Annotated in this window: 15 protein-coding genes and 1 pseudogene; 5 read left to right on the top strand and 11 right to left on the bottom strand. The window is 63.0% G+C overall.

Features of this window, described 5'->3' with window-relative positions; all coding sequences use genetic code 11:
• Positions 1-40 precede the first annotated feature (40 nt).
• Positions 41-286 carry a hypothetical protein gene (locus V1286_RS25635; RefSeq protein WP_108518585.1) on the top strand — a complete coding sequence of 82 codons (246 nt, stop codon included), beginning with the start codon at positions 41-43 and terminating at the stop codon, positions 284-286.
• Between the two features lie 391 nt (positions 287-677).
• Here the strand turns inward: V1286_RS25635 and V1286_RS25630 are convergent, their stop codons facing one another.
• The 8 genes and pseudogenes from V1286_RS25630 to V1286_RS25595 all read right to left on the bottom strand — a co-directional run bounded on the left by V1286_RS25630 (position 678) and on the right by V1286_RS25595 (position 10,173).
• Entirely contained in the window at positions 678-1,646 is a 969-nt protein-coding gene (locus V1286_RS25630; RefSeq protein ID WP_334484211.1) for an ABC transporter ATP-binding protein, read from the bottom strand.
• Entirely contained in the window at positions 1,643-2,635 is a 993-nt protein-coding gene (locus V1286_RS25625) for an ABC transporter ATP-binding protein (RefSeq protein ID WP_334484208.1), read from the bottom strand. The genes V1286_RS25630 and V1286_RS25625 overlap by 4 nt, the downstream gene beginning before the upstream one ends.
• Positions 2,635-3,555 carry an ABC transporter permease gene (locus V1286_RS25620; protein ID WP_334484205.1) on the bottom strand — a complete coding sequence of 307 codons (921 nt, stop codon included), beginning with the start codon at positions 3,553-3,555 and terminating at the stop codon, positions 2,635-2,637. The genes V1286_RS25625 and V1286_RS25620 overlap by 1 nt, the downstream gene beginning before the upstream one ends.
• Positions 3,521-4,480 carry an ABC transporter permease gene (locus V1286_RS25615; protein WP_334484202.1) on the bottom strand — a complete coding sequence of 320 codons (960 nt, stop codon included), beginning with the start codon at positions 4,478-4,480 and terminating at the stop codon, positions 3,521-3,523. Before V1286_RS25615 ends, V1286_RS25620 begins: the two co-directional genes overlap by 35 nt.
• A 21-nt stretch (positions 4,481-4,501) precedes the next feature.
• Complete coding sequence (locus V1286_RS25610) at positions 4,502-6,298, bottom strand: peptide ABC transporter substrate-binding protein (RefSeq protein ID WP_334484199.1); 1,797 nt, start codon at positions 6,296-6,298, stop codon at positions 4,502-4,504.
• A gap of 251 nt (positions 6,299-6,549) precedes the next feature.
• Complete coding sequence (locus V1286_RS25605; RefSeq protein WP_334484196.1) at positions 6,550-7,968, bottom strand: M20 family metallopeptidase; 1,419 nt, start codon at positions 7,966-7,968, stop codon at positions 6,550-6,552.
• Between the two features lie 92 nt (positions 7,969-8,060).
• Positions 8,061-9,309: pseudogene (locus V1286_RS25600) on the bottom strand (multidrug effflux MFS transporter).
• A gap of 108 nt (positions 9,310-9,417) precedes the next feature.
• Positions 9,418-10,173 (bottom strand): IclR family transcriptional regulator, encoded by a 756-nt coding sequence (locus V1286_RS25595; RefSeq protein ID WP_334484194.1) that lies wholly within the window; start codon positions 10,171-10,173, stop codon positions 9,418-9,420.
• Between the two features lie 264 nt (positions 10,174-10,437).
• Between V1286_RS25595 and V1286_RS25590 the strand changes: the two genes are divergently transcribed.
• The 4 genes from V1286_RS25590 to hemC all read left to right on the top strand — a co-directional run bounded on the left by V1286_RS25590 (position 10,438) and on the right by hemC (position 15,559).
• The gene (locus tag V1286_RS25590; protein WP_334484191.1) at positions 10,438-11,451 is read left to right on the top strand and encodes a Bug family tripartite tricarboxylate transporter substrate binding protein; all 1,014 of its coding nucleotides are present in this window, start codon (positions 10,438-10,440) and stop codon (positions 11,449-11,451) included.
• 72 nt (positions 11,452-11,523) lie between these two features.
• A complete protein-coding gene (locus V1286_RS25585) occupies positions 11,524-12,306 on the top strand; it encodes an enoyl-CoA hydratase/isomerase family protein (RefSeq protein ID WP_334484189.1) in 783 nt (260 codons plus the stop codon).
• Between the two features lie 44 nt (positions 12,307-12,350).
• Positions 12,351-14,423: an acetate--CoA ligase family protein gene (locus V1286_RS25580; protein ID WP_334484187.1), complete on the top strand. Its 2,073-nt coding sequence runs from the start codon at positions 12,351-12,353 to the stop codon at positions 14,421-14,423.
• Between the two features lie 161 nt (positions 14,424-14,584).
• A complete protein-coding gene (gene hemC, locus V1286_RS25575; protein WP_334489884.1) occupies positions 14,585-15,559 on the top strand; it encodes a hydroxymethylbilane synthase in 975 nt (324 codons plus the stop codon).
• A 181-nt stretch (positions 15,560-15,740) separates the two neighbouring features.
• Here the strand turns inward: hemC and V1286_RS25570 are convergent, their stop codons facing one another.
• The 3 genes from V1286_RS25570 to V1286_RS25560 all read right to left on the bottom strand — a co-directional run bounded on the left by V1286_RS25570 (position 15,741) and on the right by V1286_RS25560 (position 18,504).
• Positions 15,741-16,766 (bottom strand): D-alanine--D-alanine ligase family protein, encoded by a 1,026-nt coding sequence (locus V1286_RS25570; RefSeq protein ID WP_334484184.1) that lies wholly within the window; start codon positions 16,764-16,766, stop codon positions 15,741-15,743.
• Complete coding sequence (locus tag V1286_RS25565) at positions 16,763-17,623, bottom strand: putative zinc-binding metallopeptidase (RefSeq protein ID WP_334484182.1); 861 nt, start codon at positions 17,621-17,623, stop codon at positions 16,763-16,765. The genes V1286_RS25570 and V1286_RS25565 overlap by 4 nt, the downstream gene beginning before the upstream one ends.
• Positions 17,624-18,027: 404 nt before the next feature.
• Positions 18,028-18,504, bottom strand: a complete 477-nt coding sequence (locus V1286_RS25560; RefSeq protein WP_334484180.1) for a Crp/Fnr family transcriptional regulator — start codon at positions 18,502-18,504, stop codon at positions 18,028-18,030.
• Positions 18,505-18,527: the final 23 nt, after the last annotated feature.

Raw genomic sequence — 18,527 nt, 5'->3', positions numbered from 1 at the left:
ACTGGGGGCTCGTTCCGCATTTTAAAATTGGAGTATCATCATGCGAGTAGACCATCCGCAGCTTAATAAGCGAGACCGACGCGCAGAACCCTCATTTTGGGTTGAGGAACCGACCGACGACGCTCTTTCACTGCTTGAGAATGCCCTTCGCGGGGACGAGCCCGCCCTTCGTCACGACGACCAGGCCGACGAAGCTCATTCGCTGATCGAAGAGAATGCCCGGCTTCGGGAGCTTTTGGCTCAGCTATCGGACGTCATTCGCAAAAACGGCGTTCACCAGCGCTAACGCGCAACGAATTGATCGCGGCCCCGCCCCGGCAAGAGTGGTTCAACCACTGCCGCGGCGGGGCCGCTCCATTTTCGATGATTGAATTCACGCGAACGCCGCCCGCGCGGGAAGCGGCGAATGATCGGACGGTACAGGCGCCGCCGGCAAGCTTCGACAAAAAGCGAACCGCCTGCCGCAGCTGACAGTGGCCCGCTTCAAAGCGGTCGTTCAAAAGAAACGACCCCAGCTTCGGGGGCTGGGGTCCACTGGGGTCGTTCTATGCCGGGGCGCGCCGATCCCCATGCCGACCCGGCATGTGCCCGAGGTAAATCTGATTCCAGCCGATGTCTGTAAGGAACCCGACAGTGGCCTGATTCAAAAAAACGGTGGCCTACTCGGCCAGTACCCGTCAGGCCAGATGGCAAGCCACGAAATGCCCGTCGCTGCCTTGCTTCAGTTCGGGTGCGCTTTCGCGGCAGCGCGGCTCGGCGATCGGGCAGCGGGTGTGGAAATGACAGCCGCGCGGCGGGTTCATCGGGCTCGGCACATCGCCTTGCAGGCGGATCCGCTTGCGCTTCACCTTCGGGTCCGGCACCGGCACGGCGGAGAGCAGCGCCTGGGTATAGGGATGCTGCGGATGGCGATAGAGATCGCGCGCGCTCGCCAGCTCGACGATGCGGCCGAGATACATCACCGCGACGCGGTCGGAAATATGCTCCACCACCGAGAGATCGTGGGCGACGAAAAGATAGGTGAGGTTGAGTTCGGCCTGCAGATCTTCCAGCAGGTTGATCACCTGCGCCTGAATCGAGACGTCGAGCGCCGAAACCGGCTCGTCGCAGACGATGAACTTCGGCTCCACCGCGAGCGCGCGCGCAATCCCGATGCGCTGGCGCTGGCCGCCGGAGAATTCGTGCGGGTAGCGCCGCATGTGCTCGGCCTTCAGTCCGACCTTGACGAGCAGGCTCGCCACGCGGTCGTCCCGTTCGCTGGCCGAGGAGGTGAGCTCGTGGATGGTGAAGGCTTCGCCGAGGATCGCAGCGACGGTCATGCGCGGATTGAGCGAGGCAAACGGGTCCTGGAACACGATCTGCATGTTGCGCCGCATGGCGCGCAGGTCGCCGCCGGAAAGGCCGCGCACGTCGCGTCCGTCAAAGACGATCTCGCCTTCGCTGGGCTCAACGAGGCGCAGCACGCAGCGCGCCGTAGTGGACTTGCCGCAACCGGACTCGCCGACCAGTCCGAGCGTTTCGCCGCGATTGACCGCAAACGACACGCCGTCCACCGCGTGAACGCGTCCGACCTCGCGCGAAAGGAGTCCGCCCTTGACGGAAAAATGCTTCTTCAGGTCGGTGACTTGCAGCAGGGGTTCGCTCATGAGCTCGCTCCCTGCGTCTGTTCGAGGTGGCAGGCCATGCGATGGCCCGGTGCGACCTCGCGCAGAACCGGTTCCGTTTCGGAGCAACGACCGAAGGCGTAGCGGCAGCGCGGCGCAAAGCGGCAACCGGGGGCGGGATTGATCAGCATCGGCACCGAGCCGCCGATCGCTTCCAGCCGGGTCTTGTGCGCGCTGTCGAGATCGATGCGCGGGATCGAGCGGATAAGGCCCTGCGTGTAGGGATGCCGCGGGCTTTCGAACAGGCTGTCGACATCGGCCTCTTCCACCACCTTGCCGGCATACATGACGACGACGCGCTGCGCAGTCTCGGCGACCACGCCCATGGCGTGGGTGATCAGCATGACCGCCATGCCGAAGCGTTCCTTCATGTCCTGCAACAAATCGAGGATCTGCGCCTGGATGGTGACGTCGAGCGCGGTGGTCGGCTCGTCGGCGATGACGAGTTTTGGCTTGCAGGCCAGCGCCATCGCGATCATGACGCGCTGGCGCATGCCGCCCGAGAACTGGTGCGGATAATCATGCACGCGGCCTTCCGCATTGGGAATCTGCACCAGCTTCAGCATCTCTATGGTGCGGGCGAGCGCCTCCTTTTTCGAGAGGCCCTCATGGCGGCGCAGGCTCTCGGCGATCTGCTCGCCGATCGACAGCACCGGGTTGAGCGAGGTCATCGGCTCCTGGAAGATGAAGCCGATCTGCTTGGCGCGTATGTCGTCAAGTTCGTGGCTTGTGAGCGGCACGAGATCGCGGCCCTCGAACAGGATCTGGCCTTCGACGATGCGGCCCGGCGGCATCGCGATCAGCTTCAGGATCGACATCGCCGTGACGGTCTTGCCGCAGCCGGATTCCCCGACCACGCAAAGCGTCTCGCCCTTGTTGAGCGCGATGTCGACGCCGTCGACGGCCTGCAGCATGCCGTCGTCGGTGGCAAAGTGAGTCTTCAGGCCCTTGATCTCGAGCAGCGGCGCCATCAGATCACCCGCCTTGCATCGAGCGCGTCGCGCATGCCGTCGCCGATGAAGTTGATGGCGACCACCGCAACGAAGATCGCGCCGCCCGGAAACAGCGCCCAATGGGCGGCGATGTCGAGAAAGTCCTTGGCGTCGAACAGCAGCCGGCCCCAGGTCGGGGTGTCAGGCGGGAATCCGAGGCCGAGAAAGGACAAGGTCGATTCCGCGATGATGGCGGCGGCGACGTCGATGGTGCCGGCGATGATCACCGGTCCCAGCGCGTTGGGCAGGATGTGGCGCACCACCTGCCGCAGCGGGCTGGCGCCGAGCGCGCGGGCGGCTTCGACAAAATCCTTTTCGCGCAGCGAGAGGAATTGCGCGCGCACCAGGCGGGCCACCGGCATCCAGCGCAGCCCGCCGATGACAAGCACGATCAGGATGAAGATACCGCCTTCGGGGCCGAACACGGCCTTCAGTCCGTCGCGGAACAGGTAGATCAGGAGCAGCAGCAGCGGCAGTTGCGGCAGCGAGAGGAAGAGGTCGGTCAGCCACATCAGGGCATGCCCCAGCGCGCCGCGGGACATGCCGGCGAGCGCACCGATCACCGTGCCGACGATGACGGCGACCGCCATCGCGGCGAGGCCGACCGCGAGCGAGATGCGTCCGCCGTAGATCATGCGGGCGAGGATATCCTGTCCGAGATCGTCGGTGCCGAACGGATGGGCGAGCGAGGGGCCTTCAAGGCGGGCGTTGAAATCGATGTCGTTGATGCTGACGCGCCAGACGAACGGGCCGAACACCACCGCCAGAATCAGGACGATCAGCAGGACCGCGCTGACCACGGCGAGCTTGTGGCGGCGATAGCGCCGCCAGGTCTCGCGCCAGGGCGACCAGGCCGGCCGCCGCTCAACGGAGGGAGATGCGAGGGTCAAGCCAGCCATAAAGGACATCCGCGATCAGGTTGAAGAGCACGACAAGACAGGCGAAGACGAACGTCACGGCCATCACGACCGGCGTGTCGTTGGAGAGAATGGAGGAGATCAGGAGCGAGCCGATGCCCGGAATGCGAAAAATCTGCTCGGTGACGATGGCGCCGCCGAACACGGCGGGCATCTGCAGCGCGACCAGCGTGACGACCGGGATCATGGCGTTGCGCATCGCGTGCTTGACGATCACCCGGGCCTGCCCGAGGCCCTTGGCGCGGGCGGTGGTGACGTAATCGAGGCGGATCACGTCCAGCATGGCAGAGCGCACGAAGCGCGTCATTGAGGCGGCCTGAAACAGCCCGAGCACCATCACCGGCATGATGGCCTGCCGAACCTGTTCGATCACCCAGCGGAAGCCGGTCGCCTTGATGTCGGAGGTGTAGACGAAAGGCAGCCAGTCCAGCGTGATCGAAAAGAGCAGGATGAACAGCAGGCCGGTGAAGAAGGTCGGCAGCGAAAAGCCGATAAAGGCGAGCGTGTTCGCGATCTGGTCGAAGATCGAATAGGGCCGCGTCGCGGCATAGACCCCGACGGGGATCGCAATCGCGAGCGCAAGCAGTTGCGCCGAGCCGATCACATAGAGCGTCGTCGGCAGGCGCTGCAGGATCAACGTGTCGACGTTCATCCGGCTGACAAAGGAAAAGCCCCAGTCGCCCTGCAGCATGGCCGTGATCCAGTGCAGGTAACGCAGATGGATCGGGTCGTCGAGGCCGAACTTGGTCCGAAGCGCCGCGGCTACTTCGGGCGGCACGTTGGGATTGGTCGCGAGTTCACTGAAGGGATCGCCGGGCGCCAGCGCCAGCACGATGAACAGCACAAGCGAGATGCCGAACAGGCTCGGCACCGCGATCAGGAGACGACGCAGCACATACTGGCTCATGAGGGAAAAATCCCGTCGCGCTTATCCCGTCGCCTCCCGGTACCAGTCGAACAGGTTGTCGGTTTCGTTGGCCCAGCCGCTGACCACCGGGCGCAGCGCGTTGGAGCAGGCTTCCACTTTCAGGCGGTGCATCACCGGAATGAAAACGGTGTCCTGCATCATGATGTCGTTGGCCTTGATATAGAGCGCGGCACGTTTCACCAGGTCAGTCTCGGCCTCGGCGGCATCGATCGTCGCGTCGTAGTCCTTGTTGACCCAGCGCGGGAAGTTCACGCCCTGCCACTTGTTTTCCTTGGTGGCGACGTTGCGCGAATGATAGCGGCGCATGTGCTGGGCCGGATCCGGCTGGCTCATCGGGATCTGGAACATCTCGAGGTCGGCGTAGAACTTGGCGTAGGTGTCGGGATTGGCGACGTCGGAGGAGAAGAACACCGAGGCGACCACCGATTTCAGCTCGACGTCGATGCCGGCCTTCTGGCAGGCCTGCTTGACGATGGCCTGGGTCTTCTGGCGCGGGCCGTTGATCGCGGTCTGGTACAGAAGCTTCAGCTTCTTGCCGTCCTTCTCGCGGATGCCGTCGGTGCCGACCTTCCAGCCGGCGTCGTCCAGCAGCTTGGACGCCTTCTCGATGCTGAATTCCCAGGTCGTGTTCTTGGAAACGAACTTCTCGGGGCCGTTGAGGAAATTGGGCGTGACGCGTCCGGCGCGGCCGTAGATGACCTTCTTGACGGCCTCTCGGTCGACCAGCATGGAGAGCGCCTTGCGCACCGCCGGATCGGAGAACAGCGGATGCTTGGTCTTGATCGAGGAGCGTTCGCCGTCGACCTCGGTATTGGGATCGGTGAAGTTCAGCGCGATGAATTCGGTGTCGCCACCGACCGCATACACGGTCTTGCCCTTGCCGCCCTTTTCCAGACGCAGCAGGACGTCGTCTTCCACCTGGATGTTCCAGCCGAAATCATATTCGCCCGTTTGAATAACGGCGCGCGCGGCCGAGATGGCATCGCCGCCGCCCTTCATTTCGATGGTGTCGAAGTGGGGGCGGTTCGGCATATGGTAGTCAGGATTGAGTTCGCCGCGGATGACATCGCCCGGCTTGAACTCGACGAATTTGTAGGGACCGGTGCCGACGGGGGAGAGGTTGTTCGGGGCCTCGCGCGACTTGGCGCCTTTATATTCCGCGAACAGATGCTTGGGGATGATGCTTTGGGGAGCGCCGACAAAGGCATCGGCCCAGAACGGCGTCGGCTTCTTGAAGAGGATGCGGACCGTGAGATCGTCGACCTTCTCGACGGTGATGTCGCGGTGAACGCCGATGGTCACGGTGGCGGTGGCGGGATCGCGGGCGTATTCCCAGTTGAACACCACGTCATCGGCGGTGAAGGGTTTGCCGTCGTGCCATTTGACGCCAGGCTTGAGCTTCCAGGTCACGGACATGCCGTCGGCGGCCAGCCCGCCATTCTGGAGCGAGGGAATTTCGGCCGCCAGAACCAGCTTCATGTTGCCGTCGGGATCCCAGCAGGCGAGCGGCTCATAGAACAGGCGCGAGCCGTCCTGGTCCTTGGTGCCGGTGGCGAAATGCGGATTGAGCAGGGTCGGTCCCTGCCACCACAAAAGTTTCAGCGCGCCGCCGCCACCGCGCTTGGTCGGCTTGTAAACGGACGGGCCCTCGGCCAGGGCCACGCCGCCGATGGCCAGAATCTGCGTCGCCATGGGCGCGGTGAGACCGAACGCAAGCATCCGCTGAACGAAGCCGCGGCGGTCCATGCGGCCGTCCTTTACTTCGTCGATCATGGTTCGCAGTTCGTTGTCCAGCATCGTTGTCCCCGTGTCTGGTTTTGGCGTTGTACGGCGCGCCGCCGGGCGGCAGCGTCAGGTGTCCCCGGGTAAGATGGCACATCAAATGGCCCGAACGTCAACGGCTGGCTGTCGACAATCGGCAGGAGGGAAGGGGCCTGTGATTTTTGCTTGGGCAGAAACGCGCTGCGCCGCACATAGCTTCAGCAATCCGGCGCCAAAGCGCGCGGAATCGTGCTCTGCACTGCAAAAAATTTGTTCGCCGGACCCGGTCAGGTCAGCGACATATCCAGCGGCGGCGCGACGCTGTCCGGCAGCGGACTGACATAGGGCGTCCGGGTGGTGCGCTTGTTCAGGTCGGCCTTGGCGGCGGCGATCAGGTCCGGTTCCGTCAGCGCCCTGACGCCGAGCCCTGCCATCGCCTTGGCGGCCTGAACCATGGCCTTGTGGGCGTGCGGGCTCTTGCCCTGCGCCACCACCTGCCAGGTATGGAACGGGGTGCCGATCGCGACCGTCGGGGCATGGACCTGAACGGTCGGCACGACCCAGCTCACGTCGCCCACATCGGTCGAGCCGATTTGCGGATTACGCTTGGCGTTAAGCGGCACGATGAAATCGGCCAGCGGCCGGTCGGTCGGCTCCATGCCGATCGAGTGATAGACGGACGCGATATCCTTGTCCGTCAGCGTGGAGCGGATTTTTGCGGCGAAATCCTTGTCGGTGTCATCGAAATGCGGCGGGCCGAGTTCCTCCATGATGCGATGAAGCGCCGCCTCGAGCGGGGTGTTCGGCAACAGATTGGAGACGGCGGAAATGATTTTCATCTCCACCTTGGTTTCGGTCATCAATGCCGCGCCCTGCGCGATCTTGTGGACGCGCTCCACCAGTTCGTTCATGCCGGGCAGGTCGCGATCGCGGATTGAATAGCGCACGCGCGCATGGGCCTGCACCACGTTGGGGGCAATGCCGCCGGTGTCGAGCAGGGCGTAATGGACGCGGGCGTCGCTCGGCATGTGCTCGCGCATGTAATTGACGCCGACATTCATCAGCTCGACCGCATCCAGCGCGCTGCGGCCGAGATGCGGCGAGGCCGCGGCATGCGAGGTGCGCCCGGTGAAGATGAAATCTGCGCGCGTATTGGCGAGCGAGGGCGTCACCACGACTTCCCAGAAGCTCGACGGGTGCCAGGTGATCGCGATGTCGGCGTCGTCGAAGGCGCCATCGCGCACCATGAAGGCCTTTGCCGCGCCGCCTTCTTCCGCGGGGCAGCCGTAATAGCGCACGCGCCCCGGCGCTTTGTGTTCGGCGAGCCAATCCTTCACGGCCGTGGCCGCGAGCAGGGCGGCGGAACCGAGCAGATTGTGGCCGCAACCATGGCCATGGCCGCCGGCCTCCAGCGGGCGAGGTTCGGCCACGCCGGCCTCCTGGCTGAGACCGGGCAGGGCGTCATATTCGCCGAGAAAAGCGATCACGGGCCCGCCTTCGCCCCATTCGCCCATCACCGCGGTCGGAATGCCTGCGACCTGCTCGGTGATGCGGAAACCCTGGTGGCGCAGCTCGGCCAGATGTTCGGCGGACGAGCGCGCCTCGGTGTAGCAGACCTCGGGCATCGCCCAGACGCGGTCGCTCAAGTCGACGAAGCGCGGCTTGATGGTGTCGACGCCACGCCAGATGTTACTGCGATTATCCATCTTCCGGTTCCCGATCTCAAAGGGCGATGTGAGCAATTGTTATCAGCTTCGCCAAACGGCGCCAGCGCCGGGGCAGGCATCTGCCATGCCCATCACAGCTTCATGCCATGCGGCTGGAACAGCCGGCCTTTCTCCACGACCAGCACCACGCCGAGCGCGGCCAGCGTGCAGAGCAGGAAGCCGGTCGCGAACGGCACCAGCGTGCCGTCGTAATCCTGGCCGATGGTGGCGCCGATGCCGATGGCGAGCAGCGTGGTGATCGAGCCGTACAGCGAGGCGGCGGTGCCGGCGATATGGCCCTGCGGCTCCATGGCGAGCGCGGTGAAATTGGCGATCATCAAGCCGAACGCGAACATCATCGATACCGAGAGCACCATGAACAGCGGCAAGGGCAGCATCTGCAGTTTCGCCGCCACCAGCATGGTTGCGGCGATGACCACGAAGCCGATCAGCGCGCCGTGGGAGAGCACGCGCATGCCGAGGCGGCCGACGAGGCGGGAATTGACGAAGCCTGCGATCGCGGTTGCCGACGGCGACGCCGGCAAACGCAACCGGAAAATAATGCCCGAGCTGGTAGATGCCGGTGAACACCTGCTGCGAGATGAAGACGAAGGCGAACAGCGAGCCCAATACGCCGCCGGCCGCCAGCGCATAACCCAGCGTCTGGCGATGGGTCACGGTCTGGCGGAACGCATCGAACACCGCGCGAAGCGCGAGCGACCTGCGGTTGGCGACAGGCAGCGTCTCCGGCATGCGCAATGCGCTCCAGACCAGCGCCACTACGCCGTACAGCATCAGCACGATGAAGATGCCGCGCCATTGCGTCAGCATCAGCACGGCCTGGCCGAATGCCGGGGCGATGACAGGCACGGCAATGAACACCATCATCGCCAGCGACATCACGCTCGCCATGCGCCGGCCGGCGTAGCAGTCGCGAACGATCGAGGTCGCGATCACCCGCGTGGCCGAGGTGCAGACGCCTTGCAGCGCGCGCGCCAGCAGCAAGGTTTCAAAGGAAGGTGCCGCGATCGCAAGCAGGCTGGCGATACAATAGACGGCCATGCCGCCGAGCAGGACCGGCCGCCGCCCGAACCGGTCGGACAGCGGGCCCATCACGAACTGGCCGACGCCGAAGCCAACCAGGAAGATCGACAACACCATCTGCGGCCGGTTGGCTGACGTGATCTCGAAGGCGGACGCGATGTTCGGCAGCGCCGGCAGCATCATGTCCATCGCGAGCGGATTGAGCGCCATGATGGAGGCGATTACGATCACGAATTCGGGGAAGCCCATCGGGCGGTGGCCTGAAGCGGCCAAGGCATCGGCACTGGTGTCGGACAACAAAAAAATCCTTTTGAAGGCGGCACCCTATGGATTTTGGTGCGCTGCACAAATAACGTTTTCGGCATGGCAGACCATCGGTAAGTGGGTCTTGAACGCGCAACACTGTTATTTGCCGGCGAGTGCCTCATTGCACCTCTTTGCAAACGCCAGGAGGTAGGCCCCCATCTCGGCAGACAGCCGTGAGGTGGGTTGCACATTCTGCGTGCTCATATTGAGCGCGTACACCGGGAGACCCTTGACGATGATCGGTGTCGCAACAGCCAGAACGCCGCGCTGCCACGAGACGGCGCAATAGCCATCGCGCTTGACAGAGCGGATCGATCTCTGCACTTCGGCGAGCAAATTCTGCGTTGCGCCGGCACCGCGCCGCGTGAAGCCTGCAAACAGTTTGGCTCTTTCTTGTTCGGTTATCCCCGCCAGATAGGCGCGCCCGAGCGAGGTTAATTCCATCGGCACCTGCTGCCCCGCAACGACATTGCGCAGAACAACGCGCGGGTTGAATCGGACGGATTCCAGATAGACCATCATCGAGCGGTCCGCGGTGGCCAATCCAACATTGATCTTCCGCCGCATGGATTCAACGCGCATCATCGGCCCCAAGGCGTTGAGGATCGGCGAACTCATGCGCATCGCGTGCCCGAAGCTCATCACTGCCGCGGCCAGCCTGTAGGCGCGTTCGCTGCGAACATCGTCCAGCATGCCGGCCTGGACCAGCGTGCGAGTCAGCCGGCTGACCGTCGCTCGCGGAATTCCGGTCCGCTCTGCGATCTCCCCGTTTCCGAGCACATCGATTCCCTGACGGAACGCCCGCAGGATCTCGACGCCCCGCTGCAACGAACGATTGCCGCCAGCAGAGTTCATGCGCGCCGCCCTCCTGCCATAGCCGCCTTCTCAGCTCGTCTAATGGATAAGCGGGATAGCCGAAGGCACGCAAGCTGCTAACGCACGTCGGCCAGTTCGGCAGCGTCCGACGAGGAACGGCCGTCCTGCCAATTCCACTAGATGGAAATGGGGCCAGCGGAGGCGGGATTGCCCGTGCTAGCTGCATGGACGGCCCGGACACAGAAGCCGCCGTGACAGACGCATTTTCCAAAATGCTCGAACAACAGCCAAAGGGAGGCACGCATGCAGAAGAGCAAGGTAACCCATCTTTCAGGATCCGCAGCGCGCCGGCGCCCGCGGATCATTCTTGCCGCCTTGTCGGCGATGGCGGTATTGGGGGCTGCCGCGCCGGTCCAGGCCGAATACCCGGCCAAGATTATCAAGATCGTCGTTCCCTTCTCCTCCGGCGGCGGTACCGACACCATCGCTCGAACGCTGGCTCAGGAAATTTCGTCCGACCTGGGCAAGCCGGTCATCATCGAAAACAAGCCGGGTGCAGGCACCGTCATCGGGACCCAGACTGTCGCGACCAGCGAGCCTGATGGCTACACGCTGCTGCTGGCAAGCTTCGCCCATGCGGTCAATCCGAGCTTGAACAGCAAGCTTCCGTTCGATCCGCACAAGGACTTCGCCGCCGTCTCGCTGATCGCGCGATCCCTCAACATCGTCGTTGTGAATCCGGCATCGAAGATCAAATCGATTCCCGACCTGATCGCTGAAGCCAAGGCTAACCCCGGGAAGCTCAACTACGGCACGTTCGGGACGGGAACTTCGGCCCATTTGGCGGGAGAACTGTTCAAAGCGATGGCGAATGTGAACCTGACAACGGTGGCCTACAGGGGCGCTGCGCCGGCAATCACCGATCTCCTGGGCGGCCAGATCGATGTCATCTTCACCACGGTGGCAAGCGCAGCCTCGCTTGTCGGAGGTGGACAGCTCCGGGCACTGGCTGTCACGACTGCCGAGCGCTCGCCCGCGTTCCCCGATTTGCCGACGGTCGCCGAAGGCGGGCTGCCAGGCTACGCTGCTGAGAGCTGGTACGGATTGTACGCGCCGGCCAAGACGCCTGCGCCGATCATCGAGCGTCTGAACAAGGCCGTCGCCAGGGCCATTCAGTCCGCCGCTTTCAAGCGGCTTGAGAGCAACGAAGGCCTGATCATGGTCGGCGGCTCCCCCGAAAAGCTCGATCGCTATGTTCAGGACGAGGAAGCGCGATGGCGCAAGCTGATCAAGGACGCAAACATCAAGGTGGAATAGCCCCGCGCATGTCCTTCCTTGGCAAGGCCGCGCCATGAGCAACGATTTCAATCACCGGTTTGAGAGGTAACGATGACTAGCCTGGTCGAGTTGTCCGTTGAGGATTCAGTCGCGATCGTGAGGTTGAACAGGCCGGATGTGCGCAACGCCATCAACGATGAAATGCGCGCGCAGTTCGTCGCCGCGCTCGATCGGGCAGCCAATGACGAGGCCGTGCGCGCCGTCGTTTTGACCGGAAACGGCAAGTCGTTCTGCTCGGGTGGCGACATTTCCGGCATGCGCGAGCGGCTGCAGGCGCCGTCCGGCAAGGTGGCATTCAATGGCTGGCGGCGGCAGCAGCAGACCCACAAGAGCGTTGCGGCGCTTCACGGCATGGGAAAGGTGACTGTCGCTGCCGTGAACGGTGCGGCCGCGGGTCTGGGATGCGACATGGCGCTCGCGTGCGATTTCATCGTGGCCTCCGAAGAGGCCGTGTTCAGCATGAGTTTTGTTCGTCGTGGGTTGGTTTCCGACGGTGGAGGAATGTACTTCTTGCCGCGTCGGGTAGGTCTGTCGCGCGCGAAAGAGATGATCTTCACCGGTCGTTCCGTGGGTTCAACAGAAGCTCTCGCTATGGGACTGGCGGATCGCGTGCGTCCGGCTGCGACGCTCGTGCATGACGCCGCAGCATGGGCGCGCGATCTCAGTCGGGGTTCGATGGCGGCGATCGCTCTGACCAAGGGCATCATGGATCGCACATTTGAAACGGCGGAAGAGCAGGTCTTTGCGCTCGGCCGGGAAGCCCAGGCCATCTGCTACACGACGTCCGAACACCGGGAATCCGTCGCGGCATTCCTCGACAAATCCGCGCGATAGGGGGCGATATGGATTCGCTGGAACGTTTGATCCGACCGAAGAGCGTGGCGATTATCGGCGCGTCAGCCGATGCCGGCAAACTGACCGGCCGTCCGCTGGCCTTTCTGGAGAAGTATGGCTACGGGCATGAAGTCTTCCCGGTCAACCCGCGCCATCAATCGATTGGACGCTATCCGTGTTTTCCGGATATCCGGTCGCTGCCGCATGCACCAGACGTCGCCATCGTCCTGGTCGGCTCCAGCCGTGTTCCGGACACTGTCAAGGAGCTGGGAGCCATCGGAACGGGCGCGGCGATCGTTCTCGCCGGCGGATTTGGTGAAAGCGGCGCGGAAGGAATGGCGCTGCAGCAACGGCTGAAAAGCGCGGCCGGCAATATGCGGCTTCTTGGACCGAATACGATCGGTCTCGTCAACGTCACCGACGGCATCGCCCTCTCCGCGAGCGCGGCGCTTCAGATCAACGAGCTGGTGCCCGGCTCCATCGCGCTGGTTTCCCAAAGCGGGGGCATCCTTGGGTCGCTGCTGTCGCGAGCCGATGCCCAAGGCGTCGGGTTTTCCAAACTGGTCGCAACGGGAAACGAATCCGACATCGACGTGTCCGATCTGATCAACTACCTGGTCGATGATCCCGCCACGAAGGTGATCGCGCTCTATCTGGAGGGCCTGCGCAAGCCGGTGCAGTTTCGGCAAGCGACATTGCGCGCAGCGGGAGCCGGCAAGCCGATCGTGGCTTTCAAAGTCGGGCGATCGGAGTCCGGTATCCAGTCAGCAAGTTCGCATACCGGGGCGTTGGCGGGATCGGACGTCGTCTACGATGCGTTGTTCAGGCAACTCGGCATCATCAGAGCACTGTACTTCTCTGATCTGCTCGATATCCCGCTCGCGCTGAGTTCTGGGCGCCGACTGAAAGGCCGCCGCGTCGCCGTGGTAACCTCGACTGGCGGCGCGGCCAGTTTGGTCGCTGATGCAGCCGGCCTGGCGGGGTTCGAAACCCCGGCACCAGACCCGATGACTGCTGGCCGCCTGAAGGCTCTGAACATTCCCGATGCTGTGCTGGATCGAAACCCCATCGACGTTACCCTCGCGGGCGTGAAATCCGAGTATTTTCGAGATGTGCTCGACAGCGTGCTCGAAAGTCCTTCCTACGATGCAGTTGCCGTCATTCTGGGTTCGTCTTCGATCACGGAACCGGAGACCGTCGGCGCGCCGTTGCGTGATTGTTTCGCCCGGACCGACAAGCCCGTTGTGGTATTTGCCAGCCCCCACGCGCCGCACGCGGTCAGGCACCTCAATCTCGCGGGCATACCAACCTTTGCCGCGCCTGAGGCCTGCGCCGCGGCATTTTCAGCAATGTGGCGCATTCACCGAAAGACCTCTCCGCAAACCGGTGATCCGGCCATGCCCGTGGCCGTCGGCGCCGAGATCCGGTGCATGCTGCGTCCCGGTCCTCTCAACGAGTATGAGAGCAAGGCGCTGTTTGCGAAATTCGGCGTTCCCGTCCCCCGTGAGATCTGTGCCGCCACGCCCGAGGAAGCTGCAGCTGCAGCGGTACGCTTCCAGGGCAACGTCGTCATCAAGGCTCTGTCCCGCGACGTGCTTCACAAATCTGACGTCGGCGGAGTCGCCGTCAACATCCCTCCCAGCGATGTCGCGGCCACTTGCACCCGGATGGCGGAAACATTCTCGCTGGCGACGAATCGAAAGGTGGAAGGATTTCTGGTCCAGGAACTGGTGACCGGCGCGATCGAACTGATCCTGGGCCTCAAGCATGACAGTCAGCTTGGGCCTTCGATCCTGTTGGGCATGGGCGGCATCGCAGCTGAACTTTACAAGGACACCGCCGTGAGGCTGGCGCCGCTTTCGCGAAAAGATGCTGAGGAAATGATCGGCGAGCTGAAGTCCGCTCCGCTGCTGAGCGGCTTTCGCGGTCGCCCGGTTGCGGATGTCGAGGCTCTTATCGACGCCATGCTTGCATTTTCGAGCATGGTATCCTCGATCGGGACGAACCTGCTGGAAGCGGAGATCAATCCCTTGTTTGTCTTGCCGCGGGGGGATGGCGTGAAGGCGGCGGACGGTGTTGCGGTGGTGGCGCCGGACAAAGCCGGGATCGGAGGTTAAAAACCTGGCGAAACAGGTTGTTGCGGTGCACAATGGGCGCTCCTAAACGAACGGCTCGCCATTAGCCAAAGAGTTGTTCTGGTGGGCGGCTTGCTCTATCCCCTACGCACGAAACAACAGCTTGATTGCCTTCGAACGGAGACCTTGTGTCGGGACAGACCTTGAAGATCGGCACGCGCAAGAGCGCGATGGCGCTGGCGCAGACGGAAGGGATCGCGCGGCTGTTGCGCGCGGCCGATTCCGCGCTCGACGTCGAGATCGTCAAGTTCGAAACCCGCGGCGACCGGGACCAGACCAGCAAGCTGCTGCGCCATGGCGGCAAGGGCGGAGCGTTCGTCGCCGAAATTCGCGAAGCCATGCGCGGCGGCGAATTGCAGGCGGCGATGCATTCGCTGAAGGATGTTCCGGGCAATGAGGAGACCCCGGGCCTGATCATCGCCGCGACGCTGCCGCGCGACGCCGCCAACGATGCGCTGGTGCTGCGTCCCGGCCTTTCGCTCGATGAATTTCGCGCATCGAAGGGCAAGGGTTTCAAGATAGGCACCAATGCGGTGCGCCGCGCGGCCTATCTGCGCCGGCTGTTTCCCGAGGTGACCGTCATCCATTTCCGCGGCGCGGCCGATACCCGCGTGGCAAAACTCGACCGCGGCGACAAGCAGCGGCTTCCCGATGGCGGCGAGGTCGGCCCTGCGGATGCGCTTGTGATGGCACGGTCGGGGCTCGAGCGCATCGGGATGACCTCGCGGATCGCCCATGATTTTTCGGTTCGCGAGATGCTGCCGGCGGTGGGGCAGGGCATCGTCGCGGTAGAATGCGTCGAGAACGATTGGCTGACGCGCAAGCGGCTGGCGAAGATCGAGGACGCCGCGTCGCGGCGCTGCGCCGAGGCCGAGCGCGAGGTGCTCTGGGTATTGAACGGCCATTGCAACTCGCCGATCGCCGGCCACGCGACGCTTGCGGGCCGCGAGATGATGCTGACGGCCGCCGTGCTCGATGAAACCGGCGACCGCTTCATCGAGGTGTCGCGGCATGGCGCAGCGGACCGGCCGCGCGAGCTTGGCCGCGCCGTCGGGCTGGAATTGCTGGACAAGGGTGCGGCCGAGATTATCGCGCGGACGAGGCCGGACGAACATTAGGGCGCATACCCATAAATCGAGATTGATTGCTACTCGATGTCCGCGCCGATAGCGGACCAAATTCCGCATCGATTTGGGCTGTCGGATCAGAAGCTAAAACATCCTCAGGACTGCGAGTCTTCGACAAGACCAAAACAGCCGGACATAGATGAATCGGGAATCTCTCTTCCGCATGCCCGTCTCAGCCTACGGATGTGCCGGCGTTTGCCCGGCTTTTTCCGAGCGCAAGAATGCGATGCAAGAGGTCCGGGTAATCAAGTCCGCCATGCTGGGCCGCTGTAGCGAACTCCTGGCTCTTCGCGATTTCGGGATTGGGGTTCGCTTCAATGAAATACAGGGTGCCGTCGGCAGAGAGGCGAAAATCGATGCGCGCGTATCCATCGAGCCCGAGTGTTCGGTAGATGCGTTTCGCTGTTCGCTGAATGCGGGCGAGTACCTCCGGCGCAAGGTTCTTGGCCGGCCCATCCATAATTCCCACGCGCTCCTGATAACCGGGATCGTGTTTGACCTTCTCGGTGGCTATGGCCTGGCCGCCCATAGTGCCGAATTTCAATTCCCAAACCGGCAACACTCGCAACCGATTGTTGCCGAGCACGCCGACATAAAGCTCACGTCCCTCGATATATTGCTCGGCGATCGCGGCGGTCCCGATCCGCTCATGGACGAAGGCGACGCGCTCTGCGAGCTTCTCGTCCGTATCGACGACGGATGCCTGCGAGATACCCCGGGATCCATCCTCGTTCAGGCTCTTGACGATTAACGGCAGCGCAAGACGCGCTGGGCGTTTGACCTTTCGGCGCATCGGGAATACGGCGAAGGCCGGCACCGCGATCCGGCGATGGTGCACCAATGTCTTGGACAGATCCTTGCCGCGCGCCAGGATCAGACCACGCGGGTTACACCCGGTATACGGGATCTGCATCAGTTCGAGATAGCTTGCGACGTGCTGGTCATACGTGGGCTCGTTGTGAAACTGCTCCAGCAACGTGAATACCACGTGCGGCTTGAAACTTTCGATCTCCTCGCGCACCGGCCTGATTTCCTCCTGCGCACCGAGCGGGCGAACATCATGGCCGGCCGCACGCAAGGTGCTCACGACGTCGTATTCTGTTTTCCATTCGTTGATTTGCCGCGCAGTGTATCCCTCGGTGGAGTCCGGGGGCACAAAGTCCGGATGCATGAGCACCAGAACGCGCAGGCGTCTCATAGCGCGATCCATTTTCGCCGCGAAGGACCGAACAGCGCGTGCATGGTCTTGGCGGTCAACAGGACGGTGAAGTCAGCCACAAGCTTCCGATCGGAGCCGACAGCGCGCAGATTGAGCTCTCGGCAGCGGGAGATCATGTCGTCAAGTACAGCATCAAGCGTAAGCTGGTTCTCGCCCGTCCACCGCGCAACCAGCTGCCTGATGTGGGCGCGGTGCCGCCTGATGAATGCAGAAGCCGGCGGCCCCCGGCGATGCCGTGGATCGGCGGAAAAGAGCCGGGAGAGGTCGCGGTCGTAAGTCTTCGGTGGCCTGAAGGCGTAGAACGCCTGCTTCTTTTTATAGTGGTCGCCGAGTGTCTGGCCGAGTTCATGCAGCGGATCGACACGCTCCCGCGTCGTGACCAGCGGCCGCTTCCCGGCGATCTCCTCCATCAGTTCGTCGACATATTCGAGCTTGTTCAGCGCCGGCCAGCCGGCATAGCGCGTCCGCCAGTTCGAACGCGGCCGCAGCCACACCGCGAAGGTTTCAGCGAAATCCTCGTCCGGATGGCTCTGCGCGTACCACAGCCGAAGATGCTGAACATATTGCCGGCTGGCCGGATTGGGCCGGTAGTAGCGTGGGTAGTGTTTTGAGGACCGGCCGAACAGCTGCTGCCAACGCCGGCGGCGCTGCAGCTGATAGCCGTGCTGGATGGCATGGCCTGCCTCATGGCGGAGGATGGCCATGCATTCGGACCAGGTGCCGCCCTCGACGTCGAGCATCATTTTCTTCTCCAGCTTCATCAGGCGGGGATGGCTGAGATAGAATGGGACGGCAATGCCCGGCACATCTGCCGGACTAAACCATTCGCTCGACATCCATGTATGTGGCCGCAGCCGGATGCCCCGCTCTTCAAGCTCTTCATAAAGAGTGCTGATACAATCCTCGAGCCAAGTGCCTTCGACCGCAACCCTCAGACTACTGAGGCGTTGCTGGAGCAACTGCTCATCCGATAGCTTTTCCCAAGCATATTTCCGGCGGGGCATAGGCCTCTGGAAGTCATAACAACTCGGTACTCAGATGGTGTCATAGGATGCTGCTGACAACAACCGCCGAGTCTCCGCGGCGCGCCGCTGTTTAGCGACCCACGTCGGCCTTGGTGTCATTCGCTACCGGGGCGGTCCAGCGGCAAGTCCAGCCATGTCCACTGTGACGCCGAAAGCGGAAGTCAATTCAGAACGTTGGGCGGCCACGCTACGGGCCGTTGCGGATTGTATCTGCATCATCGACCCGCGTGAATGGTCAGTTCGGCAATACGGCTGTCGGCGCGGCGGAGCCGCCGGCAAAGTTCGCGGTTGATATTCTGCATCACCATCACGTAGCCGTGGATGTCGGCCTTGTAGTACGCGTAGAGGTTTCGGGCCGTGAGCTCGTACAGTACGGTTGCGCTCTCGGCTACGACGGTGGCTGACCGGTTCTGCATTTCGATGAGCGTCATTTCGCCGAAGAAATCGCCGGGCTCCAGACCCGATATCCGAATTACGCGGCCCAAATCTCCGAGCTTGCTCACCAGGAGCTGGCCCGAGTGAACAATGAACATTGAGCGCCCCGGTTCTCCTTCCGCGACGATCGTGGCGCCGGCGTCGAAGCGGCGCTCGACCAGCATTGAGGCCAGGAGATCGAGGCTTGCGTCCGAGAGGCCACCGAAGAAAGGTGTGGCGAGCAAAAATGCTTTCAGATCGGGCGAGCTGACAGCCATCGATCCAATATACTCTCGCTTCC

Origin of the sequence: Bradyrhizobium algeriense (assembly GCF_036924595.1) — a bacterium.
In the GTDB taxonomy this organism is placed as follows: domain Bacteria; phylum Pseudomonadota; class Alphaproteobacteria; order Rhizobiales; family Xanthobacteraceae; genus Bradyrhizobium; species Bradyrhizobium algeriense.
Note: the sequence above shows the minus strand (reverse complement) of the source record. Positions and strands in the feature narration are given on the sequence as shown.

Coding starts and splice junctions, on each gene's coding strand:
- V1286_RS25570 (WP_334484184.1), bottom strand. CDS start 16,766: ATGAGACGCCTGCGCGTTCTGGTGCTCATGCATCCGGACTTTGTGCCC.
- V1286_RS25615 (WP_334484202.1), bottom strand. CDS start 4,480: ATGAGCCAGTATGTGCTGCGTCGTCTCCTGATCGCGGTGCCGAGCCTG.
- V1286_RS25605 (WP_334484196.1), bottom strand. CDS start 7,968: ATGGATAATCGCAGTAACATCTGGCGTGGCGTCGACACCATCAAGCCG.
- V1286_RS25595 (WP_334484194.1), bottom strand. CDS start 10,173: ATGAACTCTGCTGGCGGCAATCGTTCGTTGCAGCGGGGCGTCGAGATC.
- V1286_RS25625 (WP_334484208.1), bottom strand. CDS start 2,635: ATGGCGCCGCTGCTCGAGATCAAGGGCCTGAAGACTCACTTTGCCACC.
- V1286_RS25620 (WP_334484205.1), bottom strand. CDS start 3,555: ATGGCTGGCTTGACCCTCGCATCTCCCTCCGTTGAGCGGCGGCCGGCC.
- V1286_RS25590 (WP_334484191.1), top strand. CDS start 10,438: ATGCAGAAGAGCAAGGTAACCCATCTTTCAGGATCCGCAGCGCGCCGG.
- V1286_RS25585 (WP_334484189.1), top strand. CDS start 11,524: ATGACTAGCCTGGTCGAGTTGTCCGTTGAGGATTCAGTCGCGATCGTG.
- V1286_RS25630 (WP_334484211.1), bottom strand. CDS start 1,646: ATGAGCGAACCCCTGCTGCAAGTCACCGACCTGAAGAAGCATTTTTCC.
- V1286_RS25560 (WP_334484180.1), bottom strand. CDS start 18,504: ATGGCTGTCAGCTCGCCCGATCTGAAAGCATTTTTGCTCGCCACACCT.
- V1286_RS25635 (WP_108518585.1), top strand. CDS start 41: ATGCGAGTAGACCATCCGCAGCTTAATAAGCGAGACCGACGCGCAGAA.
- V1286_RS25610 (WP_334484199.1), bottom strand. CDS start 6,298: ATGCTGGACAACGAACTGCGAACCATGATCGACGAAGTAAAGGACGGC.
- V1286_RS25565 (WP_334484182.1), bottom strand. CDS start 17,623: ATGTCGAGCGAATGGTTTAGTCCGGCAGATGTGCCGGGCATTGCCGTC.